Source organism: Rhodopseudomonas sp. BR0M22 (genome assembly GCF_010907035.1).
In the GTDB taxonomy this organism is placed as follows: domain Bacteria; phylum Pseudomonadota; class Alphaproteobacteria; order Rhizobiales; family Xanthobacteraceae; genus Rhodopseudomonas.
In genome coordinates this window covers 1-25,959 of record NZ_QUMK01000029.1, presented here as the reverse complement: position 1 = coordinate 25,959, position 25,959 = coordinate 1, and the positions used below count along the sequence as shown (strand labels likewise).

Sequence of the window (25,959 nt, the reverse complement as noted above, 5' to 3'; positions counted from 1 at the left end):
GCGTGGCTGGCGGAGCAATGGCACGGATCCGATGACCACCGTCACCATCAATCTTCAGAACAACAGTACGGCGCTGCAGAATTTCTGCTTCTTCCAGCAGCCGGGGCAGTATTCGAGCGGCGGGCAGGTGTATGCCAGCAGCCTGCTGGGCCAGCCGCTGCTGACCTACGATTCATCGGGCGCGATCCTGAGCTTCATGATCACGCTGCAGACCTATGCGGGGGTACAGCAGCAGATTGCCCCGCCGCAGCCGGGACAGCCGGTCGGGCAGGCCGGAGCGATCCGGGCGATCGAACCGACCCCGGCGCAGGGCACCCCGACAGGTAACACCACGACGATGACGGTGACGCCGGCGCTCGGCCTGTCTCCGACGACGGTCACGGCCGGACTGCAGACAGGCGCGTTCCGGATCATGACCGCCGCGTTCAATCCTGTGCTGGTCGCCTACAATGCGGGAGTCGCGATGCAAACGCTGGCCGGCGGAATCCTGCTGTCGAATTTCGTCACGGCGCCGCCGAACGTCGCCCTGGACTGCACGCCGTCGCTCAAGTTTTACGTGCAGATCGGTTCGTACACCGCAGGAACCGCGATCGATTTCCTGACAATGTCGGCAACCGCCGCGGTCTGCGACGCGACCACGGGATTCACCGCCTTCAATGTCAGCTACAACATCGACGGCACCTGGACGGTCAAGAACATGGTCAGCGCCCGGTCGCGCAGCGGCGAGCCGGAGCTGATCACGGTGTCCGAATACACCACCGCTGCGACCAGGGTGCCGCCGTGACGGCGCAACGACCGGCTGCTATCCCGGTAGTCCCCGCAGCACCAGCGCGAGGCAGACGATCACCATGATCGACGGTAGCGCCCAGCGGCAGTGCGAACGCAGACCCATGGCGAGGACGTGGTAACGTGAGGCCGGATCGCTGCGCGGTTTCCAGAGCAGCGCGTCGATCAGCACCACCACCACGAGATAGAAATAACCGAGCGAAATGATCTTCGCGATCGGTGTGTTCAGCGAGATCGAGCCGGGGAAGCTCGCCTCGTAGGTGAAGCTGATCGCTGCCAGCGCCAGCAGGGCGGAGAACACCAGGCTGCCGTGATCCTTGGGCGCGGTGCCGGGGATCCACAGCACGAACAGCGACACCGCCAGCGTCGAGACGATCGGGATGAACAGCCGCAGCAGATAGCGCTCCGACAACCGCTCGATCCCGACGGTGGCGTTGAGCCGCGAATAGGCGCGTGCATTCCAGCCGGCGGCTTCGTCGTAGAAGAACGTCAGGTCGAGCGGGCGCCAATCGATCACCGAAAGTTTCGGTTCGATCCGCGAGAATAGCCGGTCGGTCTCGGTGGTCACCAGCATCGCGTCCTGTTTGGCGTAGCGCGGCAGCGAGAACGACAGCGACAGCCGCTGACGGTCGAATGGAAACGCCGCCATATCCACGCCGACGCGGAAATCGGCCTCGTAACGTTCGACCAGCACGACGCTGCCGTCGCTATAGACCGAGACGGCATCGGCCTTGGCGCGCGGCTCGCCGAGCTGATTGTCGATCGCCAGACCAGGCGTCCAGATCCCGGCGATGTACTGGCGTGCTTCGGCCCCGACGCGGTCGATCCGCGAGGTGCCGGCGTCGAGCGGGTCGAACCGCCGGCGCGGATCGGTCCAGCGCTGAGTGACTTCGATGTACAGCCGCGCGCGGCCGATTACCTCGCGGATCTCGGTGATATCGAGTACGCGCAGGCCGATGCGGACCTTGACTGGCAGTTCGACGCCTTCAGGTAGCCCTTCCGGCGGCGAGCCCGCGGCGGACGCGGGTGCGCCGCACAGCCCAACAACAACGATCAGCAGCGCCGCAAGCAGTGACCTCATGCCTGCGCCTCGTCGCGCGGCTTCAGCATCCGCGCCAGCACCGAGAAGGCGACAAAGGCCAGCACGGTGCCGATCAACCCCGCCGCGATCAGTTCGATCCTGGTCCGCTGCAATGCTGCGCCATGCGAAGGAAAGCTCTTCACCGCCGCGATGTTGCCGATCATCCGGCCGGAGAAATCGATCAACGGCTGCACCAGGATCGCGCCGGTCTCGCCGCCGATCCGATACGGGCTGATCTCGCGGGTGCGGGCGAGGCGGATCGCACCGTCGCGCAACAGGCCGGTGAACAGCGGGGTGTCGGTCGAGGCGAGCGCGATCAGGTCGCCGAATTGTTCGCCCTTGTCGCCGGGCCTGCGCGGCGGTAACTCGGCCAGCGATTGGCTGAGCACCACCGCGATGTCGGCATTGGTCAGAGTCTTCACCTGTTCGAGGATCGGCTCGAGATTGAGGCCGGCCTCGACGGTGCCGACGAAGCGGTCGCCGTCGTTGATCACCGCGATGCCGCGCACGAAGGTGCCGGCGACGCCGATCTCAAGGCCGACCTGCGAGCGCCGCGTCTTGTTGGCGGCGAGCACCATCTGCCGAAACTTGGTCAGGTCGTCGCCGAACTTATCCGGCAGATGCAGCCGCAGCAGATAGGTCATGTCGGCGGCGTGAAAGCCGAACACCGGAACGCCCTGGCTTTTCAGATACGCATAAGGGGCGGCCGTGAGCTCCGTCAGCGCGGCGCGGTCACCGGCGGCAAGGGCACGAGCTACAGCCCGCTGCCGCGCCGTGGTCTCCGCCTGGGTCAGCGCGAACCGTCCGGCTTCGTCGAGCGCGGCGGTGATCGCCTGGCTGACCGCCGCCATCTGGTGATCGCGGTCGCGCGCGATCACGTCGTTCTGCATCGAGAAGGTGAGGGAGAGCATGGCGCCGAAGCTCAGCGCCAGCACCAGCGCGGTGATCAGGCCGGCATGGACGCTGGAGACGCGCAGAGGCGGACGGGGAACGCGGGGAGGCACCGACATCGAGGTTTCCGGGGGCTGTTGACCCATCCTCGACCTGGCCGCGCAACGCGCGGGGCATCGCGCGCTGCCAAAGGGCCGTTCGGAGGGTTCTTTGGCCGCGCCTTAGCGGACCTGGGAACCGGAACCAAGAGCAGATGGTACGGCAGGCGACGTTTGTCTTGACCTGGCGTCTCAAAGCCAACGGCTGCGGGGGCCGCCCGGCCGCCGCAACCGTGCCGTCGATCAGAACGTCAGATCGAGAAACTGGTGCCGCAGCCGCAGGAGGCGGTGGCGTTCGGGTTGTTGACCCGGAACGAGGCGCCGATCAGGTCGTCGACGAAATCGACTTCGGAGCCGGCGAGGAACGGCACAGAGGCGGAATCGACCAGCACCACCGCGCCCTCTCTGGCGATCACCAGATCGTCGTCGGTCTTGGTGCGGTCGACGTCGAATTTGTACTGAAAGCCGGAGCAGCCGCCGCCTTCGACGCTGATCCGCAGCATCGCGCCTTGGCCTTCGCCTTGGAGGATTTCGCCGATCCGGCGCGCCGCGCGTTCGCTGATGGTGACGCTCGATTCCGTCATCTCGCCGCTCCGTGTCGACGGGCAGGGCCCGTCATTGGATTTCTCTGCCAACAATAGTTAAGTGCGCCGCACCGCAGAATCAAACGCTGAAGGACGAGTCGCGCGCGTGTCGGTCGGTATGGCAGCCCCCCGTGCAGCTTTTGGCTGCGATCCGGACCACAGCCGAGGCCGGCAGTTTCACGAGCCGCCGAGCCGGACCCGCAGCGCGTTTCGCCGCGATTGTGACCGCGTCATCCACTCCAACGCGTTTCGCCGGCTGAAGCACAAGACCCAGGTCTTCGTGTTTCATGAAGGCGATCACTACCGCACCCGGCTGACCCATAGCCTGGAAGTGGCGCAGATCGCCCGCGCGCTGGCGCGTCAGCTTGGGCTCGATGAAGATCTCACCGAAACCCTCGCGCTCGCCCACGACCTCGGCCATCCGCCGTTCGGCCACGCCGGCGAGCGGGCGCTCGATGCCTGCCTGAAGGATGCCGGCGGCTTCGACCACAATGCCCAGACGCTGCGGGTGCTGACGGCACTCGAGCACCGCTATCCCGAGTTCGACGGGCTCAACCTGACCTGGGAAACGCTCGAAGGCGTGGTCAAGCACAACGGCCCGCTGACCGACCGGGCCGGCGCGCCGTTGCCGCGCTATGCCGAGCACGGCGTGCCGCGCGGCATCACCGAGTTCAACGAGCGCTTCGATCTGCAGCTGTGGAGCTTCGCCTCGCTCGAGGCCCAGGTGGCGGCGATTGCCGACGACATCGCCTATGACGCTCACGACATCGACGACGGCCTGCGCGCCGGGCTGTTCGGGATCGACGATCTGGTCGAGGTGCCGCTGGTGGCCCGGATCATTGCGGCGATCGACCGGCGCTATCAGGGACTCGACGACACGCGGCGCGGCGCCGAGCTGGTGCGCGAGCTGATCTCGCATTTCATCGGCGCGGTTGCGGCCGAGGCTGAGCGGCGGATCGCCGAGGCGCAGCCGGCCACGGCCGATGACGTTCGTCGCGCCGAACGGGCGCTGGTGGCGTTTCCGGCCGCGACTGCGAAAGCCGAAGCCGAGATCAAATCCTTCCTCTGGACCCGGATGTACCGCGCCGAGCGGGTGATGAAGGTGATGCGCGACGCCGAAGCGATCGTCGCCGAGTTGTTTCAGCGCTATTGCGACCATCCGGAGGATCTGCCGCCGGACTGGCTGCCGGCCAACGGCCCGGTCGCCGAGTGCGAAGCCGACCGGCTGCTGCGGATTCGCAATTTCATCGCCGGGATGACCGACCGCTATGCGCTCGCCGAGCACCAGCGGCTTTTTGACTCGACCCCGGATTTGCGTTAGGCGGCGCGCTGACCGGCCCGAAACGGCCGCTCCCATTTTTCCTTGTCAGATATGGCCGAGCTCCCGATGTCCACGCATCTTTTCGCCCGTCTCCTGTCGCGCGTGCACGCGGTGTGCGCTGCGCTGATCGAAGAGGGCGCGCTGCCCGCCGGGATCGACCTGTCGCGTATCGTGGTCGAGCCGCCGAAGGATGCCTCCCACGGCGACATGGCGACCAATGCCGCGATGGTGCTGGCCAAGGAGGCCAAGGCAAAGCCGCGCGACCTCGCCGACAAGATCGCTGACAAGCTGCGCGCCGAGGAACTGATCGACCAGGTCGCGATCGCCGGGCCGGGCTTCATCAATCTCACGCTCAAGCCGGCGGTATGGGCCGACGCGCTGCGCGCCGTGCTCGACGCCGGCGCTGATTACGGCCGCAGCAGCATCGGCGGTGCCGAGAAGGTCAATGTCGAATACGTCTCGGCCAATCCGACCGGGCCGATGCATGTCGGCCATTGCCGCGGCGCGGTGTTCGGCGATGCGCTGGCGAACCTGCTCGATGTTGCGGGCTACGCGGTCACCCGCGAGTACTACATCAACGACGCTGGCGCCCAGGTCGATGTGCTGGCACGGTCGGCATTCCTGCGTTACCGCGAAGCGCTCGGCGAGGACATCGGTGCAATCCCCGAGGGGCTGTATCCGGGCGATTACCTCAAGCCCGTCGGCGAAGCGCTGAAGGCCGAGCACGGCGCGGCGCTCAAAGACATGACTGAGGCGCAGTGGCTGCCGACGGTTCGGGCCACGGCGATCGCGATGATGATGGAGGCGATCAAGGGCGACCTCGCCGCGCTGAACATCACCCACGAGGTATTCTTCTCGGAACGCTCGCTGATCGAAGGCGGCCGCAACCGCGTCGCCGAGACCATCGAATTCCTGCGCGCCAAGGGCGACGTGTATCAGGGCCGGCTGCCGCCGCCGAAGGGCGCGCCGGTGGAGGACTACGAGGACCGCGAACAGACCCTGTTCCGTGCCACCGCCTATGGCGACGACGTCGATCGGCCGCTGCTGAAGTCGGACGGCTCCTACACCTATTTTGCGTCCGACATCGCTTATCACAAGGTGAAGTTCGACGCCGGCTTCGCCAACATGGTCGACGTCTGGGGCGCCGATCACGGCGGCTACATCAAGCGGATGCAGGCGGCGATCCAGGCGGTGACGGCCGGCAAGGGCGCGCTCGACGTCAAGATTGTCCAGCTCGTCCGGCTGCTGCGCAACGGCGAGCCGGTGAAAATGTCGAAGCGGGCAGGCGACTTCGTGACCCTGCGCGAAGTCGTCGACGAAGTCGGTTCCGACGCCGTCCGCTTCATGATGCTGTTCCGCAAGAACGATGCGGTGCTCGATTTCGACCTCGCCAAGGTGATCGAGCAGTCGAAAGACAATCCGGTGTTCTACGTCCAGTATGGCCATGCGCGTGGCCATTCGATCTTCCGCAACGCCCGGGAGGTGGTTCCGGATCTTCCCGAGGATTCGAAGGCGCGGGCCGCGATGCTGCGGCAGGCGCCGCTGGAGCGGTTGAACGATCCGGCCGAGCTCGAACTATTGAAGCGACTTGCGCTCTATCCGCGCATCGTCGAGGCCGCCGCCCAGGCCCACGAGCCGCACCGAATTGCGTTTTATCTCAATGAGCTCGCGAGCGAATTTCATGCGCTTTGGACGCATGGCCGCGATTTGCCTCATTTACGCTTCATTATCAATAATGATGCAGACATTACCCGAGCGCGCTTGGCGATGGTCCAAGCCGTCGTCTCGGTTTTGGCCTCGGGGCTCGCCATTCTCGGCGTCACTGCGCCGGACGAGATGCGATAGGGGATCGGCCGTCAGATGGGGATCTGTAGCGGCTTGTGAGAGCGGCCGTGACGTCTGCGAAGGCGCCTTTGGCTGCTTTCCCGAATGGGACGCGACATCACGATGACGGATCGATATCAGAATCGACCTTTTCCGGCGGATGACGATGACCGTCTTCCTCCCTCCCATTATCCGCAGAAGCCGGAGAACGATCCGCTCGCCGAGCTTGCCCGGCTGATTGGTCAGACCGACCCGTTCGGCCAGACCGCTCCCCGGACAGAGCCGGCGCCGCCGATCGCGCCGCAAAGCCGCGCCACCGACTTCCGCGCCAGCAGGGATTTGCGGTCGGCTGACGACGATCTCGTGCCGCCGCCGACGCCGTCGTGGATGCAGCATCGCCAGTCGCCGCGCGTAGCTGAGCCGCAGCGGGCACCCGAACCGGTGCTGCCGCCGGAGCCGGATTTCAGCCGGCCGCCGTCCTTCATCAACGCCGCGCCGCCTGCGCCGCGGCGCGCCGACCTCACCAGCTACGAGCGGACGCCTGCGATGCAGTCGCCGGTCGAGCCACGCTCGCTGGATATGCGCTCGTTCGATCCAGGACTGATCCCTCCGCGTGCACCGGAGCCGAGGTTCGAGCCGGCGCCGATCGAGCAGCGCCAGCTCGATCTGGTGCAGCCGGACCGGGTGCCTTACGAGCCGGACTACGATCCGCTGCCGGCGAGTGCCGCGCCGCTCGATCCGGCACGCTACGACGATGCGCTCTACGGCCAACTGCCTGCCGATCCGGCGCCGATCGGCGGATATCAGGATCCGGCTTACGGCTATGGCGACGGCTACGACGAGCTGTCTGAAGATCAGGCGGTCAAGCCGCGCCGCAATACCATGCTGACCGTGTTCGCGATCCTGGCGCTTGCGGTGGTCGGCACCGGCGGCGCTCTGGCTTATCGCAACTTTGCTGGCGTCACGCGCAGTGGCGAGCCGCCGGTGATCAAGGCCGACACCACTCCGACCAAGATTCCGGGGCCGTCGAACGATAACGCCGGCAAGCCGATCCAGGACCGGCTGGCCTCCGGCAACGGTGTCGAGGCACTGGTTTCGCGCGAAGAGCAGCCGGCGGCCGACCCGTCGCGGATGCCGGGATCGGGTCCGCGCGTCGTGCTGCCGCAGCTCAATCAAAACCCCAATCCGCCGACGGTGGCCAGCGTCGCGCCGGGCGCCAAGCCGAACCTGACGCCGCCGCCGAACAACGGCACCCTGGCGGGAGACGAGCCGCGCAGGATCAAGACATTCAGCATTCGGCCGGATCAGGCAGAGCAATCTGGTCAGCCGGGCGCTGCGTCCCGGCAGGCCAGCCGCACTGCACCGCCCCCGGCGGCTCGCGCACCGGCAAGGAGCGTCGAGGACGCCAATGCCTCGGCTGGTGCCGCACCCTTGTCGCTGTCGCCGGGAGCCAGCGAGACTCCGGCGCCGCGTGCGCAGCGCGTTGCGTCGTTGCCGGCCGCCGAACCGGTCACCTCCGGCGGTTACGTCGTGCAGGTGTCGTCGCAGCGCAGCGAGGCCGACGCCAAGTCGTCGTATCGCACGCTGCAGGGCAAGTTCTCTTCGGTGCTCGCCTCGCAGCCGCACATGATCAAAAAGGTCGATCTCGGCAGCAAGGGCGTCTACTACCGCGCTATGGTCGGCCCGTTCGCCTCGGCCGAACAGGCACAGCAGGTCTGCGGGAACCTAAAAAGTGCCGGCGGACAGTGCTTCGTCCAGAGGAATTAACGGCGGTTTCCTTGACCCTGGAGGCGCGTGCGGGCTAAGCGCGCTGTATGCCACCGCGCGCCTTCATTTCCGGCCTGGCCGGCCTCAGCCTCAGCGACGACGAACGCGGATTTTTCCGTGATTCGCGCCCGTGGGGTTTCATTCTGTTCAAGCGGAACGTCGACAATCCGGCGCAAGTCAAAGCGCTGGTTGAAGAATTGCGCGAATCTGTCGGTTCCCCGGATGCGCCGGTCCTGATCGACCAGGAAGGCGGTCGGGTGCAGCGGCTCGGGCCGCCGCATTGGCCGGTCTATCCGCCCGGCGCGGTGTTCTCGTCGCTGTACCAGATCGACCCGGAGGCAGGGCTGACTGCGGCGCGACTGAGCGCGCGGCTGATCGCCGACGATCTGCTCACACTGGGGATTACCGTCGACTGCCTGCCGCTTGCCGACGTTCCGGTCGCCGGCGCCGATGCGGTGATCGGCGACCGTGCTTACGGCAACACGCCGGACAAGGTCGCGGCGATCGCCCGCGCGGTCACTGAGGGGCTGGCGCAGGGCGGCGTGCTGCCCGTGCTCAAGCATATTCCCGGTCATGGCCGGGCCACCGCCGACAGCCATCATCGTCTGCCGACGGTCGACACCGCACCCGCGGAACTCGATCGGACCGACTTCGCCGCGTTCCGGCCGCTCGCCGACCTGCCGATGGCGATGACTGCACATGTTGTGTTTAGCGCGCTGGACCCCGCCCAACCCGCGACCACTTCTGCGACAATCATCGACCGGGTGATTCGCGAGTCGATCGGGTTCCAAGGATTGCTGATGAGCGACGACGTTTCGATGAACGCGCTGGCCGGCAGCATCGCCGAACGCACCCGCGCGATCGTCGCGGCGGGCTGCGACGTCGTTCTGCATTGCAACGGCAAGCTCGACGAAATGCGTCAGGTCGCGACCGACACGCCGGAGCTGCAGGGCAGGGCATTGGCCAGGGCCGAAGCTGCGCTGGCGGCGCGCCGGCCTCCGCAGCCGCTCGACCGCGCTGCGGCGCGATCCGAACTCGAAGCCTTGATCGGCCGCGCAAGGGTGGGCGCATGACCGCTGAAATTCTGCAATTCGAAACCGGCCGGCCCGTCGAACAGGTCGAGCAGGATGAAGCGCTCGTCATCGACGTCGAGGGCTATGAAGGTCCGCTCGACCTTCTGCTCACGCTGGCGCGGCAGCAAAAGGTCGATCTGCACAAGATCTCGATTCTGGCGCTTGCCGACCAGTATCTGCTGTTCATCGAAGAAGCGCGGAAGATCCGGCTCGAACTCGCCGCCGACTATCTGGTGATGGCGGCGTGGCTCGCTTTCCTGAAGTCGCGCCTGCTGCTGCCGGAGCCGCCGGCCCAGGAAGGGCCGAGCGCCGAAGAGATGGCCAATGCGCTGGCCAACCGGCTGCGCAAGCTCGAGGCGATCCGCGAGGCGGCGAACCGGCTGATGACGCGGCCCCAGCTCAATCGCGACATTTTCCCGCGCGGGCAGGCCGAAGAAATCGCCGAGATCAAGCATCCGAAGTTCACAGCAACGCTGTACGATCTGCTCAGCGCCTACGCATCGCAGCGGCAGTCGCGCGTGCTCACCACCGTTCATCTCGCCAAGCGCACGGTGTGGTCGCTGAGCGAAGCGCGCGCGTCGCTGGAGCGGCTGGTCGGGCTCGCCGAGGACTGGAGCCGGCTCGACGAATATCTGCTGCGCTACATGCCCGACCCGACCCAGCGCGCCACCGTGCTGGCGTCGAGCTTCGCGGCCGCGCTGGAACTGGTGCGCGAGGGCGAGGTCGAGCTGCATCAGTCGGGCCCCTTGGCGCCTTTGTATTTTCGTAAGCGTCCGCCGTCTCCAGCGATGGAAGCGGCAGCCTTGCCGGATACTCCGGTCGGGTAGTGGAAGAAGGAGACCGAGCCATGGCAAGTCTGGCGGAGAAGCGCATCGTGGAGTTCGAACAACCGGTCGAACATCTCGCCGATGACAGCGCCGAACAGCAGCCGCAGTCCCGGCCCGAGGAGCTGCGCCTGCTCGAAGCCCTGCTGTTCGCGTCCCCCGAGCCGCTGGAGCAGTCCGCGCTCGCCAAGCGCATGCCGGAAGGCGTCGACATCAAGGCGGCGCTGAAGCAGTTGCAGGACGACTACGCAGGCCGTGGCGTCAATCTGGTCCGCATCGCCAGCAAATGGACGTTCCGCACCGCGGGCGATCTCGCTTGGCTGATGACCCGCGAGTCGACCGAGACCCGCAAGCTGTCGCGCGCCGCGATCGAGATGCTGGCGATCATCGCCTATCACCAGCCGATCACCCGCGTTGAAATCGAAGAGATCCGCGGCGTGGCGACCTCGAAGGGCACGCTCGACGTGCTGCTGGAGACCGGCTGGATCAAGCCGCGCGGGCGCCGCAAGACCCCGGGCCGTCCGCTGACCTTCGGCACCACCGAAGCGTTCCTGTCGCAGTTCAGCCTGGAGTCGCTCACCGACCTGCCGGGCCTCGAAGAACTCAAGGGCACCGGCCTGCTCGACACCCGCCTGCCGACCGGATTCAGTGTGCCGACGCCGTCGGATGATCCGGAGCTGCGCGAGGACGAGGATCCGCTCGAGCCCGGCGATCTCGATTTGTCGGTTGCGCCGCAGCCCGAACTGGATCTGGAGGGCGACGCCGCGGAGACCGCTGCCGCTGCGCCGGAGACGGCCGAAGCGACCGGAGCGGCGCAGGCTGGCGATGCAGAGTTCGGCGCGGCGGAAGCGGCCGAGCTGGATGCCGATGCGGCCGAGGCCGGCGTGATCGAGACGACCGACGCGGGGAGCGAAGAGGCCGCGGCCGAAACCGGCTTCGTCGAGCTCGAACAGACAGGCGACGTTGAAGGCGAGGAGACCGATCAGGTCGGCGAGGTCGAGCTGGAGGCCGAACTGGCGGATGGCGACGAGCTGACCTCTGAGGACGAGGTGGCTGCCGAGTTCGAGACCGCTGAGGCGGAGCTGATCGAATCGGATGTTGTCGAGGATACCGTCGCGGAGAACGAAGAAGCCTCGATCGGCGAAGCCGACAGCGATCTCGATACCGTTGCCGAGGATCTCGATACCTCTGAACCGGACGGCTCCGAGGACGAGGCCGGCGACGACGTGCCTGAGCGGGACGATGGGCAGCAGTGAGCCTGTGACTGAGCCTCAAAAGGAACCCGATGGACGCTGATCAACTCACCGTTGCGCCGGCATAAATCCTTGTTTTGGGCGGCTCTTTCACCTAGCTTCGCTGGAGAATAGGGCTGGCGTGCCGGTCGAGTTTCGGGAGAAGGCAGGATGGGTTCACTCAGTATCTGGCACTGGATCGTCGTTATCGCGGTCGTCCTGCTGCTGTTCGGTCGGGGCAAGATTTCCGACCTGATGGGCGACGTCGCCCAGGGCATCAAGTCCTTCAAGAAGGGCTTGCAGGACGATGAAAAGACGGCGGAAACGTCCGAGCCGGTTAAGTCGATCGACCACTCCGCGACGCCCGGTGCAGCCAACCGCACCGACGTCGGCAGCAAGGCGGTCTGAGCGCGCAGGCGCGAAAGCCGCGCCGTTGTTTCGGGAGCGCGGCGTTGCCGAATCGACGTGATGTGATCCGGCGGCGCCCCACGCCGCCGGCATCTTCGGAACGGCGCTACGCGCGGGCTGCGAGCTTGCCCGCACGCGGATCGTGAGCTCGCGGGCGCATTGAGGCATAGTCGGCCGTTTCATGTTCGACATCGGGTGGAGTGAACTGATGGTGATTGGGGTGGTCGCGCTGATCGCGATCGGCCCCAAGGAACTGCCGGGCGTGTTGCGCACGGTCGGGCAATGGATGGGCAAAGCGCGAAGGCTTGCCAGCGAATTCCAAGGGCAGTTCCAGGAAGCCATGCGCGAGGCCGAGATGGCCGACCTCAAGAAGTCGTTCGACGAGGTCAAGGAAGCGGCCAGCGGCCTGTCGACCCACAACATGCTGACCAAGCTGTCGGGCGAGGTCAACGACGCGATCGCTCTCGATAAGCCCGCCACGTCGAGCACCTCCGATGCTCCGGCGGAGCCGACCACGCCGGCGCAACCCACGGCCGAGACCTTGATCGAAGCGACCCAGCACGACTCGGCCGTTTCCGAGCCGCTTGCGATCGTGCGCGAGGTGCAGGTCTCCGAGCCGGCGAATCTGCCGGTCGCGGCCGAGAGCCACGCGCTCGCCACGCCGGACGCGGCGCCGCCGGATCTCGCGCACCCCGAAACAATCAGCTCCGAACTGCCGAAGGACGCCAAAGCGTCATGAGTGCCGACGACATCGAGGCCTCAAAGGCGCCGTTGATGGACCACCTGATCGAGCTGCGCTCGCGGCTGATCAAGGCGCTGCTCGGCTTCGGCATCGCGTTCATCTTCTGCTTCTTCTTCGCCAAGCAGATCTACAACGTTCTGGTCTGGCCGTTCGTCTGGGTCGCCGGGCCGGAGAACTCGAAGTTCATCTACACCGCGCTGCTCGAATACTTTCTCACCCAGCTCAAGCTGGCGATGTTCGGCGCCGGCTTCATATCGTTCCCGATCATCGCCACGCAGATCTACAAGTTCGTGGCGCCCGGTCTGTATAAGCACGAGAAGAACGCTTTCCTGCCGTATCTGATCGCCACGCCGGGCTTCTTCGTGCTCGGCTCGCTGGTGGTGTACTTCGTGGTGCTGCCGATGCTGGTGCGGTTCTCGCTCGGCATGCAGCAGGTCGGCGGCACCGAGACCGCGCAGATCCAGCTTCTGCCCAAGGTCGGCGAATATCTGTCGCTGATGATGTCGCTGATCTTCGCGTTCGGCCTGGCGTTCCAGCTGCCGGTGATCCTGACCCTGCTCGGGCGGATCGGCGTGCTCACCGCCAAGCAGCTCAAGGAAAAACGCCGCTACTTCATTGTCGGCGCCTTCGTGATCGCTGCGGTACTGACTCCGCCCGACGTCATTAGCCAGGCCTCGCTCGCGATCCCGCTGCTGCTGCTGTACGAGGGCTCGATCATCGCGGTGTCGATCGTCGAAAAGAAGCGTGCCGCAGAGGCGGCGACCGGAGCTGCCGACGCAGAATCGAAGCCGGCGGAGTAGGCGTTAGACGACGAAGGCTTGCATCCCACCACGATCCGTACCTATCTTAGGTTGTATCGATCGGGGCGGGGGAAGGTCGATGGCGTTCGCTTTCGATACTTTGGGTTATGCTAAGCGTTTGCGAAACTCCGGTGTCTCCAATGAGCAGGCAGAAGCCCATGCCGAGGCTGCGCGCGAGTTCATCATGACGGAATTGGTGACCAAGACGGATTTGCAGCTAGCGATGGAAACGCTGACGCTGCGGCTGACCGTGCGGCTCGGCGGCATCGTTGCGGCGGGCTTTGGAATTCTCGCCGCTATGGTGGGCGTGCTCGCCTTGGTCTTACGATCGCATTGATCGCGCCACCAGTCGTTTCGGAAGATTGGCTGTAGGAGTGTGCGGGGGCATCCTTTGAGGCTCGCAGTGCTCAAGCCTTATGATGAAGCTCAGAGGACGGCGTCGTCGCGGGCGATGACGGGAGAGAGCGCGGCGCGTGCCTTTCAAATTCGGGCCATTCAGGGTACTCCAGCCGTTCTGGCCGACATGCCCTCAGGACGAATTCCCATGCACGACATCAAAGCGATCCGCGACAATCCGCAGGCCTTCGACGCGGCGTTCACGAGGCGCGGTCTGGCGCCGATCGCGGACAGCCTGATCAAGCTCGACGAAGCCCGCCGCGCCGCGGTGCAGGCCGCCGAGCAGGCGCAGGCGCGGCGCAATGCGGCGTCGAAGGAGATCGGCGATGCCAAGAAGGCCAAGGACAATGCCCGCGCCGAGGCGCTGATGGCCGAGGTCACTGAACTGAAGACCACGATGCCGGCGCTCGACGCCGCGGTGAAGGAAGCCGACGAGGCGCTGAAAAAGGCGCTGTCGGAGATCCCGAACCTGCCGCTCGCCGAGGTCCCGGAAGGCGCGGATGAGCACGGCAACGTCGAACATCATCGCTTCGGCGAAAAGCCGAGCTACACGTTCACGCCGAAGCCGCATTACGACCTCGGCGAAGCGCTCGGCATGATGGACTTCGAAGCCGCCGCGAAGATGAGCGGCGCGCGCTTCACCGTGCTGAAGAAGGGCCTTGCGCGCCTGGAGCGCGCGATCGGGCAGTTCTTCCTCGACGTCCACACCGGCGACCACGGCTACACCGAAGTCAATCCGCCGCTGCTGGTGAAGGACGATGCGATGTTCGGCACGGCGCAGTTGCCGAAGTTCGAGGACGATCAGTTCTTCGCAAGCAACGGCTACAACATCCGTCAGTTGCAACAGCAAATGCGGGCATTCATTGCCTCGAAGGAGGCGGGCAAACTAAGCGATTTTTATGCCACCCAGTCAGCTTTCGAAAAGCTGATTGAGGCTTATACCAAGTTAGAAACGGAACAGATCGCGATGGAGATGGGGCGTCGTTGGCTCATCCCCACCGCCGAAGTCTCGCTCACCAACCTCGTCCGCGAGTCAATCCTCGACGAGAAAGAGCTGCCGATGCGGCTCACCGCGTTGACGCCATGCTTCCGTGCCGAGGCGGGTGCCGCAGGTCGTGATACCCGTGGCATGATCCGGCAGCATCAGTTCACCAAGGTCGAGCTGGTGTCGATCACCACTCCCGAACAATCCAAGGACGAGCACGAGCGGATGCTGAGCTGCGCCGAGGAAGTGCTGCGCCGCTTGGGTCTGCATTATCGCGTGATGACGCTGTGCACCGGCGACATGGGCTTTGCCTCGCAGAAGACCTACGACATCGAAGTCTGGATGCCGGGGCAGGGTGAGGGCGGCGCGTACCGCGAAATCTCCTCGTGCTCGGTGTGCGGCGACTTCCAGGCCCGCCGCATGGACGCGCGCTCGCGCGGTCCGGACGGCAAGCCGCGCTTCGTCCACACGCTGAACGGCTCCGGCACCGCCGTCGGCCGTGCGCTGATCGCGGTGATCGAGAATTATCAGCAGGAAGACGGCTCGATCGCCGTCCCCGACGTGCTGCAGCCCTACATGGGCGGGTTGAAGGTGATCGCGAAGGCTTAAGCGCCATGTTTCTCTCCGTCATTGCGAGGAGCAAAGCGACGAAGCAATCCAGCCCTGTGCACCGGGCGCTGGATTGCTTCGCTGCGCTCGCAATGACGCTGATACTTGCGGTGACCTTCTTCGTTTCAGTTTCTGCGCTGCCCGCCTTCGCCGCTGGACCTGCCGAGATGATCTCCGCTTTCCGCGCCAAGAATGGCCAGGGCAGGGTGGTGATGGACGCGGCGCTGAATGCGATCGCGCAGCGGCAGGCGGCCGCGATGGCGTCGAAGGATGTGCTCAGCCACGAGGTCGGCGGCTCGTTCACCTCGCGGGTGGCGCCGGCCAAGGTGTCGCGCGCCGCCGAGAACATCGCCTACGGTTATCCGGATTTTCCGAACACGCTGAAGCAGTGGATCAACTCGCCCGGTCATCGCGCCAATCTGCTGCTGAAAGGCGCCTCCAAAGTCGGTGTCGCCAGCGTCCGGTCGAGCGCGAGCGGAAGGACCTATTGGGCGATGGTGATCGCCGGGGGCGACGAGAAACCGAAGCCGAAGGCAAAGCCGCCGGCTAAATCCTCGGGCAAGCAACCGGCGAAATCGACCGCCAGCTCCAAGGCCGCGGCCGAGCCGCCGGCCACTTGGAGCAAGCAGCTGCCGAAACCTTCCGCCGCACGGGATTGCACAGTGCGGATGCTCGGCCTCTGTCTCTAAAACTGATTGCAAAGCGTATCGTGCGCTACTTTCCGAACCGTTCGGCAACGCGCCGCATCCGGAAATAATTAGAATAGTTCGAACAGTACGCGGCGCCAAGCGTCTACGCGCCTGCTATGGCCAATTATCGCGGATTTTCCAAGTAATGCGTGTTGACGTCGCTGTCCTGTTTGGACCCATTCAAATTGTTCCAGACCGCCTCGCCCGCCATAAGCCGTTTCCAGTTGTTACAGCTGGGGACTTGGAATGCCGGGTTGGGAAATATCGCGAAAGGTTGCGCTCGCGAGCTGCAGTTTGTTGATCGGGGATGCCGGCTGGAGTGTCGAGGGCCATGCCCAGACATCGCTGCCTTCGGTCACGGTCGATGCGCCGAAGCCGGCGCAGCCGCGGAGCGTGCGCGCCGATCGCCGCTCGACGGCGACACAGCCGCGCCGAACGGCGCTGCGCCCAACACCGGCTCAGCCTCCGGCCGCGGCCGTGCCGGCATCCGCGACGACGCTGTCGAGCGCGACCGGGCCGGTCAATGGTTTCGTTGCGTCCGGCAGTGCGACCGGCACCAAGACCAACACGCCGCTGATCGAAAGCTCGCAATCGGTCTCGGTCGTGACCCAGGATCAGGTCCGCGACACCGGCGCCCGCACGGTCGGCGAAGCGTTGGCCTATACGGCCGGCGTACAGACGCAGCCGTTCGGCTACGACGCGCGCTACGATCAATTCATGATCCGCGGCTTCTCGAGCACGCAGTTCGGCAATTATCGCGACGGTCTGCGGCAGGGGAACGGTCTCTACGTCTATTTCCGCAACGAGCCTTATGGCGCCGAGCGCATCGAGGTGCTGCGCGGACCGTCTTCGGTGCTGTACGGCGCCAACGACGCCGGCGGCCTGGTGAACTACGTCAGCAAGATGCCGCTGCCGTATCGCCTCAACGAAGCCGGCTTCGACGTCGGCAATTTCAACCGCTACCAGGGGCGGTTCGATTTCAGCGGGCCGGTGCCCGGCCACGAGGATCTGTTGTATCGCTTCACCGGCCTGGTGCGCGACAGCGGCACGCAGATTCCCGGCACCTGGGACGACCGCGTCTACCTCGCGCCGAGCGTCACTGCGAAGCTGGGCGAGGACACGACCCTGACCATCCTGTCCGAGTACACGCGCAGCATGGCCTCGATGTGGCCGTATTACATGCAGAACCCGACTACCGGGCTGGCCACCAATATCCGCCTCGGCGATCCCGCGTTCGACGTGCTGAAGCTATCGCAGGCCTCGATCGGCTACCGGCTGGAGCACCGCTTCGATCCAGCGCTGACGTTCCGGCAGAACGTGCGGATCGGCCACGCCCGGCTCGACGGCGACATGATCGACGGGCTCGGCCTGTCGGCCGATGGGCGCACGCTCAACCGTTACGCATCCAACTTCAAGGAGACGCTGAACACCTTCGCCATCGACAGCCAGATCGAGGCGAAGCTGGCGACCGGGCCGATCCGGCACACCGTGCTGGCGGGCCTCGACTATTTCAGGCAGGCGACGAAGTTCGGCTATTCGGTCGGGTCGGCGCCGCCGCTCGATCTGACCAATCCAGTCTTCGGCGTCGCGTTTCCGACCTCCGAGCTTTCGCTGCTCGCTGCTAACCGGCAGTCGCTCGGACAGCTTGGCCTCTATGTGCAGGACCAACTCGCGCTCGGCGGATGGCGGCTGACGGTCGGCGGCCGGCAGGATTTCTCCGAGCTGTCGCAGTACAACGAACTGTCGGGGACGACGACCTCCAGCACGCCTGACCGCTTCACCGGGCGCGCCGGGCTGCTGTATCTGTTCGACAGCGGCGTCGCCCCTTACGTCAACTACGCGACGTCGTTCCTGCCGCAGGCCGGCACCACGGCGCCGGGGCGGGGGGCATCGCCGTTCGCGCCGACCACCGGCGAGTCGTTCGAGGCCGGCGTCAAGTATCAGCCGCGCGGCTGGAACAGCTACTTCACGGCGACCTGGTTCAACCTGACCAAGGACAACGTGCTGACGGTCGATCCGGTGTTCGGCGCGATGTATTCGGTGCAGACGGGGCAGATCCGGTCGCGCGGGACGGAATTGGAGGCGGTGCTGTCGCTCGCTGAGGGTCTGAAAGGCATCGCCTCGTACAGCTACACTGAGGCCGAGGTGACGCGCAGCAACGATGCAGATCTCGGCAAGGTGCCGATCGGCGTTCCGACCCAGCAGGCGGCGGTGTTCATGGACTACACTTGGCAGACCGGCACGCTCGCCGGGTTCGGTCTCGGCGCGGGCGTGCGCTGGATCGATCAGACTTGGGCGGACGCGGCCAATACCGTGCGCAATCCGGCGAGCACGGCGTTCGACGCCGGCGTGCACTACGATTTCCGCGGCATGCGGTTCGCCGTCAACGCGCGCAATCTTGGCGATCAGCGCATCGGCATCTGCAACGGCGGCAACTGCACCTTCACGCAGGGCCGCACGGTGCTCGGCAGCGTCACCGCTCGCTGGTGACGTTCGGGCGCCTCCTGGGCACCATTGCCCCTGGGGGCGCCGCACGATTCCGGTCGGCTTGGGCCGAATTTGCCTCTCGCGGCTGAGCCGGATATGACGACGGCCCAAGAAAGACCTTCAGAGAGGCGGCCCTGCGACATGCGGATTCTGTGCACCAACGACGACGGCATTCATGCGCCCGGCCTCAAGACGGTCGAACAGATCGCCCGTGCGATCTCCGACGACGTCTGGGTGGTGGCGCCCGAGCTCGACCAGTCCGGAGTGTCGCATTCGCTGTCGCTGAACGATCCCTTGCGCCTGCGTGAAGTCGGCCCGCGGCACTTCGCGGTGCGCGGGACGCCGACCGACTGCGTGATCATGGGCTCGCGCTTCATCCTCAAGGACAAGGCGCCGGATCTGGTGCTGTCCGGCGTCAATCGCGGCCGTAACGTCGCCGAGGACGTGGTCTATTCCGGCACCATCGCCGGCGCGCTGGAAGGCACCATCCTGGGGCTGCCGTCGTTCGCGCTGTCGCAGGAATTCACGATCGAGACCCGCAACGCGCCGCTGTGGGAGACCGCGCGGACTCACGCGCCCGACATCATCCGCAAGGTGATGGCCGCCGGCGTGCCGAAGAACACTGTGGTCAACATCAACTTCCCGGCCTGTACGCCGGACCAGGTCAAGGGCGTGGTGGTGACGCGGCAGGGCAAGCGCAATCCCGGCTTCCTGCGCATCGACGAGCGCCATGACGGCCGCGGCAATCCGTATTACTGGATCGGTTTCGAGCGGATCAAAGTCGAAGACATGCCCGCGGAAGGCACTGATCTGGCCGCGCTCGCCGCCAATTTCGTGTCGGTGACGCCGCTCAAGCTCGACCGCACCGACGAAACATTCTCGGCGGCGCTGACCAAAACGCTGGCCTGAGACCGAGCGCGTAGGATGGGTTGAGCGCAGCGAAACCCATCAAGCGGGGCGCCCCGAGGTCAATGATACGGGACGGGGCGTTCAATGTCGCAGGGGCAAAGACGGTCGCGCGGCGAAGCGGCGAGGATCGCGCACGGATGCCGTCGCATGTCGATGCGTCGGACGCTAGGCGTGGCGCTAAGCGCCTTTCTCTACCCTGCGGTCAATGCACATGCCCATTCCTGATCGGTTCCAGATTGCCGCGGATCATCACCACGCCCGTGATGCCGCGGAGCGTCTGTTTGCGGCTGTCCAGCAGCAGCTTGTCGCCGTTCTGCCCAAGACATGCGAACTCCTGCACATTGGCGCGACCTCAGTGCCAGGGTGTCTCACCAAGGGCGACCTCGACATCGTCGTCCGGGTGCAGCGCGAAGACTTCCAGGCCGCGGAGGCCGCGCTCGCCGCCCGCTACGCACGCAATTCAGGCTCGGTGCGGACCAACGAGTTCGCCGCCTTCGAGGACGAGACCTGCACGCCCCATCTCGGCATCCAGCTCACCGTCAAGGGTGGAGGGTTCGACGTTTTTCACCAGTTCGCCGCCGCGCTACGCGCCGATCCGGCTCTGGTGAAACGCTACAATGAGCTTAAGCTGGCCCATGACGGGCAGCCAATGGATCGTTACAGGGCCGCGAAGGATGCCTTCGTCACGGACGCGCTGCGCCTTGGCTCGGCTGAACGCGGGGACGATCGCACGGAGTGACGCAGCAGCTACGCGGCGCCGCGCAACGTGGCGTCGAGCGCCTGCTTCAGCGATTCGATCTGGAACGGTTTCTGCAGCGCCGGGCGGTCGCGATAATCTTCCGGCACGCCCTGGGTGCCATAGCCGGTGGCGAAGATGAAGGGGCGGTTGCGCGCCTTGAGCAGGTCGGCAACCGGCGAGATCACCTTGCCGTTGACGTTGACGTCGAGGATCGCGATATCGAACTCGGTCGCTTCGGCGAGCTGCAGCGCTTCGTTGATTTCGCCGGTCTCGGCGGCGACCGAGAACCCCAGCTCTTCGAGCATGTCGGCCACCATCATGCGGATCATCGCTTCGTCCTCGACCAGGAAGACGGAGCCGCCGGTCGGACTCGGTGTCGTCATCGGATGATGTCCTCGAGAATGTGCTGTTGCGCCGCCGATCTGCATCGCGCGCGCTTCGTCGATCACCGTCGCAAATAAGCGGCGGGATGGCAAATGCAAGCATCATTTGGCGCATTGCGTCACGCTCCGCACTTGCAAGGCATCGGTCGGCACGCCAACACTCTGCCGAGAATCGCGCCATCCGGAACCGGACAGCAAGGCGCGTCGACCGATCGCGAGACCCGACATGCCGAGCCCCGCGGCCCCGCCGCCCGAAAAGATGATGTTCCAGCTCAGCTTGCGGCGGCGCGGAATCAGCGATCAGGCAGTTCTGCGGACAATGGAGGCGGTGCCGCGCGACCGTTTCGTCGATCCCAATTATCGCGACGGGGCCTGGCGCGACACTGCGCTGCCGATCGCCTGCGGCCAGACCATCAGCCAGCCGTTCGTGGTGGCGTTCATGACCGAGCAGCTGGAATTGCGGCCGCGCGACCGCGTGCTCGAGATCGGCACCGGGTCCGGCTACCACGCCGCGGTGCTGTCGCGGCTAGCCGCCGATGTGCTCAGCTTCGAGCGCTTCAAGACGCTGGCCGACCGTGCACGGCACCGGCTTGCCGACCTCGGCTGCAGCAATGTCGAGGTGGTGTTCGGCGACGGGTTCGATCTGCCGGAGACCGCCGGCACCTTCGATCGCATCCTGGTCACGGCGGCGGTGCCGGAGTTGCCCGAGCGACTGCTCGAGCGGCTCGATCCCGGCGGCGTGCTGATCGCGCCGGTCGGGCCACCGAACGGACGACAGAGCTTGGTGCGCATGCGCCGCAGTACGACTGGCGACGAGCGCAAGGTGCTTGGCGAGGTCCGTTTCGTGCCGGCGCTGCGCGGCACTGCACGCGAGCTCTGACACCGCTGAGGTTTTGATTTTCTCAGCGTCAACAAGCGGTTTCCGCGCAAGGTTAAACGGTTGTTTACTGGCGCAGTGTTTACTCAATTTACCAATCGTATTGCGTAAGAGTGAGTAACCATGTCCCGCGTCGCCGCGTTGCTTTGCTCGCGCCGCGCTCCGCAAGTTGCGGTGCTGGCGTTGATGTCCGTCGGTTTCAGTGCGTGCAGCGCCGACATGCAGACACGCTTTCAGCAGGCTCCGTTCGGGCCTGTCGAAACCACCGGGTCGGTGGCCCAGCCTCCACGCCGCGAACTGCCGCAATATGCGCGGCCCCAGTATCAGCCGCAGCCGCAACCTCAGTATCAATCCCAGGCCTTGCCGCCGCTGTCGTCGCCCTCGTCCTATCCGGTCGCGAATGGGGGCGGGGGCTACTCCGGCGGTGGGCGCGGGGTGGCGTCCTACGAGCCGCCGCCGCGTGCGCCGATCGAGCCGACCGGCACTGTGCCGGCACCGCGGTCGGTCGCTGCCGCTCAGCCGGTCCAGGCCGCGGCTCCGGTTCACAGCGCCGGGACGAAGATCATCGTCGGCACCAGCGATACGCTGGAGATCCTGGCGCAGCGCTACCACGTCTCGACCGCCGAGATCCTCCGCGCCAATGGCTACAAGGGACCGCGCCGGCTGCAGCCGGGCCAGCAGCTCGTCATCCCGAGCCGCAATGCCGCGGTCGCTCAGGCGGCGCCGGTCGCCGCGCCGGTATCGGCTCCGCCGGCTCCCCGTCCGGTCGCAACCGCCGCGCCCGGACCGGCGCGGGTGCACTACGTCAACAACGGCGACACGCTGATCAACATTGCGCGGCGCAACAACATCCCGCTCGGTGAGCTCGCCCGCTACAACAACCTCTCCACCACGACCAAGCTGAAGCCGGGCATGAAGATCAATGTGCCCGGCGCCCAGGTTGCGGGTCTCGCGCCGGCACAGCCCCCGATCCAGACGCCGGCCGCCGCGCCGATGGCGGCTGCGCCGGTGCGAATGGCGAACGTCGCCCCGACGGCTCCGGCCGAGCCGCCGCAGAAGGCACGGATGGTTGCGCCGACTGAAACGCCCGAAGCCGCCGCGCCCGCTGAAGCTGCACCGGTCAAGGCTGCCGAAGCGACCGGCGCGCTGCCGAGCTTCCGCTGGCCGGCCCGCGGTCGTGTGATTGCTGCCTACGGTGCCAAGACCAACGGCAAGTCCAACGACGGTATCAACCTGGCGGTGCCGGAAGGCACGCCGGTGAAGGCTGCCGAAGATGGCGTCGTCGCCTATGCCGGTAACGAGCTGAAGGGCTACGGCAATCTGGTTCTGATCCGCCACTCCAACGGCTACGTCTCGGCCTACGCCCACGCCAGCGAATTGATGGTCAAGCGCGGCGAGACCATCAAGCGCGGCCAGGTGATCGCCAAGTCGGGCCAGAGCGGCGAGGTGTCCTCACCGCAGCTGCACTTCGAAATCCGCAAGGGATCGACCCCGGTCGACCCGCTGAAGTTCCTCAACGGCGCCTGAGCAACGCGGTTGAGCGATACCGGCGAAGACAAGATGCCCGGCCCCAAAAGGCCGGGCATTTTTGTTTGTGGGTAGGGTGTGCGCCGATGTGGTCGCTTTTTCCACTTTGACGGACTTGCTCCTTGCTAACAGCAAACAGCGTTCATCCGGAGAGCTGGGCTTAAAATCGGCCCAGGTTCTGCGGCGGCTCCGAACTCTCAGACGTGCAGTTCCGATCCCATCAGAACCTGAACCACTCGAGTTAGCCTCAGTGAACGTCGAATTTGTAGGACGCCTGCACGAAGGTGCCGTAGCGCTCGACGCGGATCGGGAGCAATTGGGTCGGCACCGGGCTGCCAAAGCCCGCGGTGTCGACGTCGGTCGCCCACATCGCCCAGTAGCGGCCACCGACACCGACGTTGAACCTTGAGGTGATGTCGTAAGTCAGAATGGCTTCGAGCTGGACACCGCGGCCGGTGCCCCAGGCCGGCGAATTCTTGTCGGCGACGTCGGTTCTGTTGTGATGAATGTCGAGCGCTGAAATATGCGTGTAGGGCAGATAGGCGGCGTCGACGATCAGCTTGGTGTTCGGCGCGACGGCCAGAGTGCCGTTTGCGCCGATCCGCAGCGAGTGCCAATCCTCGTACTGGCTGATCGAGATTCCATCGGACGATCCGCAGAATGCCGTCGGAATAGCGAGCGCGATCTGGCGGCAATTGAACGCGTCCTTGCGGTCGCGATAGAAATTGTAGCCGGCGAACACGCCGAGTTTGCCGAACGTGTCGCTGAACAGATCGATGCCGGCGTCGAGCGTCGCATACCCGATCGTGCCGGTGACCTTGTTGTGGTCCGTGTTGGAATACGCCGTGGCGTTTTGCTGATCGGTGGGGAACCAGTCTTCGTCGTTCATCTTGCCGGCTACCAACCCGCCGCCGCCGGCAAATCCCTTCAGAAACAGCTTCTGCGGACCATCGATCCGCCAGAACACCTCGCCGGAATGACCCTCGCTCTCGTAGGTGAGGCGCGACACCAGATGCTCCTGGAGCGCGCTGTTAGTGCTCAGCGTCAGATCGTTCTGATAACGGCCGTGGCTGTACCAGTAGCGCGCACCGACCTCGAACTGCCAGGCCGACCAGCGATCGGCAGCAGGCGCTTTCACGGGCAGTAGCGGTCCCTGACCGAAACCGCCGTCGCCGCGGCCGAAGTAATAGGTCAGCCCGAGCTTGATCAGGTGCATGTCCTGATGCACCTGGGTCGGTGCACCGGCGGTGTTGACCAGGGAGTTCGGGTCAAACTGCGTTTGCAGAAAGCCGCCGCCGGGCGTATCGAGTCCGCGGTGACCGAAATTGGCGTAGTCGTATTCGGCGCGCACTGCCCAGCGCGGCGACAGCGCGTACTCGATCCCGGCGCCGACGGTCCAGCCCCACCGCGTGCTGTCGAGCTCCGCCGCTGGCTGATTGAGATAGTCGGAGGCGTTGGTCGTCATCCGGAAGTCGCCGACGAGAACCGCGCCGCCGCCTTTGACGTACATCAGCGAGCGACCGTCGGGGCCGAAGGTGTGGCCGAGCCGGCCGGTGAGGGTGCCCAGCATATGTTCGCGCACGCGGCAGGTCGCCGAGACGAACTGACCGGAGTAGGCAAGGCAGGTGTCGGTACCATCGGCGTCGATCGCCGAGGCATCGGCCTCGACACCGAGCACCCAGGCCGAGCCCGGCAGTTGCCAGTTGTAGCCGGCCTGCAGGCCGGCCAGAGCTTTGGGCGCGCGCACGGTGTCGCCGTAGATCGACGGTCCAAACGGGTTGTCGACCTTCGCCGTGCCGAACCCGGCGCCGACATGGCCGCCAAGATAGAAGCCGGTCCAGTTCCATGCCGTGGCCGGCGGCGCGGCGGAGCGTCGCGCCAGATCGGCGGCCTGCGCCGTGGCACAGGACAGGGCCATCAAAGCAGAAACAGCGATGAACGAGTTGCGCACGATTTTGTCCCCCGAATCTAGACTTCAGTCTATGGGCGAAGGCCGGCGTTGCGAACTCGAAAAAGCCCCAGTCGTTCGAATCGATTCGGCGGCGCGGCGATTACCTGTCGCCGAGCCGAACCTCGAGCCGGCCGGCGAGATCCTGCACGAACTGCCAGGCGACGCGACCGGAGCGGGAGCCGCGCGTCGTCGACCATTCCAGCGCTTCGCGCTGCAGCTGGTCGTCGTCGATCGCAATTCCGAAGTGCGCGCAGTAGCCACGCACCATCGCCAGGAATTCGTCTTGGCTGCATTTGTGGAACCCGAGCCACAGCCCGAACCGATCCGACAGCGACACCTTCTCCTCGACCGCTTCGCCGGGATTGATCGCGGTCGAGCGCTCGTTTTCGACCATTTCGCGCGCGAGAAGGTGCCGGCGATTGGAGGTCGCGTACAGAATCACGTTGTCGGGCCGGCCCTCGATTCCGCCTTCGAGCACCGCCTTGAGCGATTTGTAGGAGGCGTCGTTACCGTCGAACGACAGGTCGTCGCAGAACACGATGAAGCGGTAGTCCGAGGCGCGCAGCAGCGTCATCAGCGCCGGGAGGCTCTCGATGTCCTCGCGGTGGATCTCGATCAGCTTGAGGCGGCCCTCGACGCCCGGCCGGGCGTTGATCGCGGCGTGCGCGGCTTTGACCAGCGACGACTTGCCCATGCCGCGCGCGCCCCACAGCAGGGCGTTGTTGGCGGGCAGGCCGGTGGCGAAGCGCTCGGTGTTCTGCATCAAGGTGTCGCGCATCCGATCGACGCCCTGCAGCAGTTCCATCTCGACCCGGCTGACCTTGGCGACCGGCGCCAGCCGGCCTTCGGGTTGCCAGATGAAGGCCTCGGCGCGGTCGAGAATATCGTCCGCGGGCTCGGCAGCGGGGGCGGCCATCCGGCCGGCGATCGCCTCGAGTGCTACCGCGATCCGTGCCAGCACGTCGGCATCTGAGGT

24 protein-coding genes are annotated in these 25,959 nt (G+C 65.7%); 18 read left to right on the top strand and 6 right to left on the bottom strand.

All coding sequences use genetic code 11. From position 1 onward, the window contains the following. Nucleotides 1–31 precede the first annotated feature (31 nt). The gene (locus DY468_RS11490; protein WP_164604943.1) at nucleotides 32–784 is read left to right on the top strand and encodes a hypothetical protein; all 753 of its coding nucleotides are present in this window, start codon (nucleotides 32–34) and stop codon (nucleotides 782–784) included. An 18-nt stretch (nucleotides 785–802) separates the two neighbouring features. Here DY468_RS11490 and DY468_RS11485 read toward each other — a convergent pair whose 3' ends face one another. The 3 genes from DY468_RS11485 to erpA form a co-directional block, all read right to left on the bottom strand. After that, nucleotides 803–1,867, bottom strand: coding sequence for a ligand-gated ion channel (locus tag DY468_RS11485; RefSeq protein ID WP_164604942.1), 1,065 nt, complete (start codon nucleotides 1,865–1,867; stop codon nucleotides 803–805). Further along, the gene (locus DY468_RS11480) at nucleotides 1,864–2,877 is read right to left on the bottom strand and encodes a cache domain-containing protein (protein ID WP_164604941.1); all 1,014 of its coding nucleotides are present in this window, start codon (nucleotides 2,875–2,877) and stop codon (nucleotides 1,864–1,866) included. Before DY468_RS11480 ends, DY468_RS11485 begins: the two co-directional genes overlap by 4 nt. A gap of 230 nt (nucleotides 2,878–3,107) precedes the next feature. Then, nucleotides 3,108–3,440, bottom strand: coding sequence for an iron-sulfur cluster insertion protein ErpA (gene erpA / locus DY468_RS11475; RefSeq protein WP_164604940.1), 333 nt, complete (start codon nucleotides 3,438–3,440; stop codon nucleotides 3,108–3,110). 106 nt (nucleotides 3,441–3,546) lie between these two features. Here erpA and DY468_RS11470 point away from each other — a divergent pair, with 106 nt between their 5' ends. The 15 genes from DY468_RS11470 (at nucleotide 3,547) to DY468_RS11400 (ending at nucleotide 20,245) form a co-directional block, all read left to right on the top strand. Continuing rightward, entirely contained in the window at nucleotides 3,547–4,761 is a 1,215-nt protein-coding gene (locus DY468_RS11470; protein ID WP_164604939.1) for a deoxyguanosinetriphosphate triphosphohydrolase, read from the top strand. A 51-nt stretch (nucleotides 4,762–4,812) separates the two neighbouring features. Beyond that, nucleotides 4,813–6,606 (top strand): arginine--tRNA ligase, encoded by a 1,794-nt coding sequence (gene argS / locus DY468_RS11465; RefSeq protein WP_164604938.1) that lies wholly within the window; start codon nucleotides 4,813–4,815, stop codon nucleotides 6,604–6,606. Between the two features lie 102 nt (nucleotides 6,607–6,708). Beyond that, nucleotides 6,709–8,352 carry an SPOR domain-containing protein gene (locus DY468_RS11460; protein WP_164604937.1) on the top strand — a complete coding sequence of 548 codons (1,644 nt, stop codon included), beginning with the start codon at nucleotides 6,709–6,711 and terminating at the stop codon, nucleotides 8,350–8,352. Between the two features lie 47 nt (nucleotides 8,353–8,399). Next, nucleotides 8,400–9,425 carry a beta-N-acetylhexosaminidase gene (nagZ, locus tag DY468_RS11455; protein WP_164604936.1) on the top strand — a complete coding sequence of 342 codons (1,026 nt, stop codon included), beginning with the start codon at nucleotides 8,400–8,402 and terminating at the stop codon, nucleotides 9,423–9,425. Beyond that, entirely contained in the window at nucleotides 9,422–10,252 is an 831-nt protein-coding gene (locus DY468_RS11450; RefSeq protein ID WP_164604935.1) for a segregation and condensation protein A, read from the top strand. The genes nagZ and DY468_RS11450 overlap by 4 nt, the downstream gene beginning before the upstream one ends. A gap of 20 nt (nucleotides 10,253–10,272) precedes the next feature. After that, nucleotides 10,273–11,505, top strand: a complete 1,233-nt coding sequence (gene scpB / locus DY468_RS11445; RefSeq protein WP_164604934.1) for an SMC-Scp complex subunit ScpB — start codon at nucleotides 10,273–10,275, stop codon at nucleotides 11,503–11,505. A 147-nt stretch (nucleotides 11,506–11,652) separates the two neighbouring features. Further along, nucleotides 11,653–11,889 carry a twin-arginine translocase TatA/TatE family subunit gene (locus DY468_RS11440; protein WP_164604933.1) on the top strand — a complete coding sequence of 79 codons (237 nt, stop codon included), beginning with the start codon at nucleotides 11,653–11,655 and terminating at the stop codon, nucleotides 11,887–11,889. 181 nt (nucleotides 11,890–12,070) lie between these two features. Then, nucleotides 12,071–12,628, top strand: coding sequence for a Sec-independent protein translocase protein TatB (gene tatB, locus DY468_RS11435; protein WP_164604932.1), 558 nt, complete (start codon nucleotides 12,071–12,073; stop codon nucleotides 12,626–12,628). Continuing rightward, nucleotides 12,625–13,431: a twin-arginine translocase subunit TatC gene (tatC, locus tag DY468_RS11430; RefSeq protein WP_164604931.1), complete on the top strand. Its 807-nt coding sequence runs from the start codon at nucleotides 12,625–12,627 to the stop codon at nucleotides 13,429–13,431. The genes tatB and tatC overlap by 4 nt, the downstream gene beginning before the upstream one ends. 79 nt (nucleotides 13,432–13,510) lie before the next feature. Continuing rightward, nucleotides 13,511–13,768, top strand: coding sequence for a hypothetical protein (locus DY468_RS11425; protein ID WP_164604930.1), 258 nt, complete (start codon nucleotides 13,511–13,513; stop codon nucleotides 13,766–13,768). A 207-nt stretch (nucleotides 13,769–13,975) separates the two neighbouring features. Beyond that, nucleotides 13,976–15,421: a serine--tRNA ligase gene (gene serS / locus DY468_RS11420; RefSeq protein ID WP_164604929.1), complete on the top strand. Its 1,446-nt coding sequence runs from the start codon at nucleotides 13,976–13,978 to the stop codon at nucleotides 15,419–15,421. A 92-nt stretch (nucleotides 15,422–15,513) separates the two neighbouring features. Beyond that, the gene (locus DY468_RS11415) at nucleotides 15,514–16,110 is read left to right on the top strand and encodes a CAP domain-containing protein (RefSeq protein ID WP_349644268.1); all 597 of its coding nucleotides are present in this window, start codon (nucleotides 15,514–15,516) and stop codon (nucleotides 16,108–16,110) included. 294 nt (nucleotides 16,111–16,404) lie between these two features. Further along, nucleotides 16,405–18,600, top strand: coding sequence for a TonB-dependent siderophore receptor (locus tag DY468_RS11410; RefSeq protein WP_164604927.1), 2,196 nt, complete (start codon nucleotides 16,405–16,407; stop codon nucleotides 18,598–18,600). A gap of 138 nt (nucleotides 18,601–18,738) precedes the next feature. Further along, nucleotides 18,739–19,506, top strand: a complete 768-nt coding sequence (surE, locus tag DY468_RS11405; RefSeq protein WP_164604926.1) for a 5'/3'-nucleotidase SurE — start codon at nucleotides 18,739–18,741, stop codon at nucleotides 19,504–19,506. A gap of 211 nt (nucleotides 19,507–19,717) precedes the next feature. Next, complete coding sequence (locus DY468_RS11400) at nucleotides 19,718–20,245, top strand: GrpB family protein (protein WP_164604925.1); 528 nt, start codon at nucleotides 19,718–19,720, stop codon at nucleotides 20,243–20,245. Nucleotides 20,246–20,253: 8 nt separating this feature from the next. Here DY468_RS11400 and DY468_RS11395 read toward each other — a convergent pair whose 3' ends face one another. After that, entirely contained in the window at nucleotides 20,254–20,628 is a 375-nt protein-coding gene (locus DY468_RS11395; RefSeq protein WP_164604924.1) for a response regulator, read from the bottom strand. 226 nt (nucleotides 20,629–20,854) lie between these two features. Here DY468_RS11395 and DY468_RS11390 point away from each other — a divergent pair, with 226 nt between their 5' ends. Then, a complete protein-coding gene (locus DY468_RS11390) occupies nucleotides 20,855–21,508 on the top strand; it encodes a protein-L-isoaspartate(D-aspartate) O-methyltransferase (RefSeq protein WP_164604923.1) in 654 nt (217 codons plus the stop codon). 120 nt (nucleotides 21,509–21,628) lie between these two features. Then, nucleotides 21,629–23,032, top strand: a complete 1,404-nt coding sequence (locus DY468_RS11385; protein WP_164604922.1) for a peptidoglycan DD-metalloendopeptidase family protein — start codon at nucleotides 21,629–21,631, stop codon at nucleotides 23,030–23,032. A gap of 247 nt (nucleotides 23,033–23,279) precedes the next feature. On the opposite strand, the gene DY468_RS11380 is transcribed toward DY468_RS11385, so the two are convergent. Further along, complete coding sequence (locus DY468_RS11380) at nucleotides 23,280–24,983, bottom strand: outer membrane protein (protein WP_164604921.1); 1,704 nt, start codon at nucleotides 24,981–24,983, stop codon at nucleotides 23,280–23,282. A gap of 100 nt (nucleotides 24,984–25,083) precedes the next feature. Further along, the gene (locus DY468_RS11375; RefSeq protein WP_349644269.1) at nucleotides 25,084–25,944 is read right to left on the bottom strand and encodes an ATP-binding protein; all 861 of its coding nucleotides are present in this window, start codon (nucleotides 25,942–25,944) and stop codon (nucleotides 25,084–25,086) included. Nucleotides 25,945–25,959 lie beyond the last annotated feature (15 nt).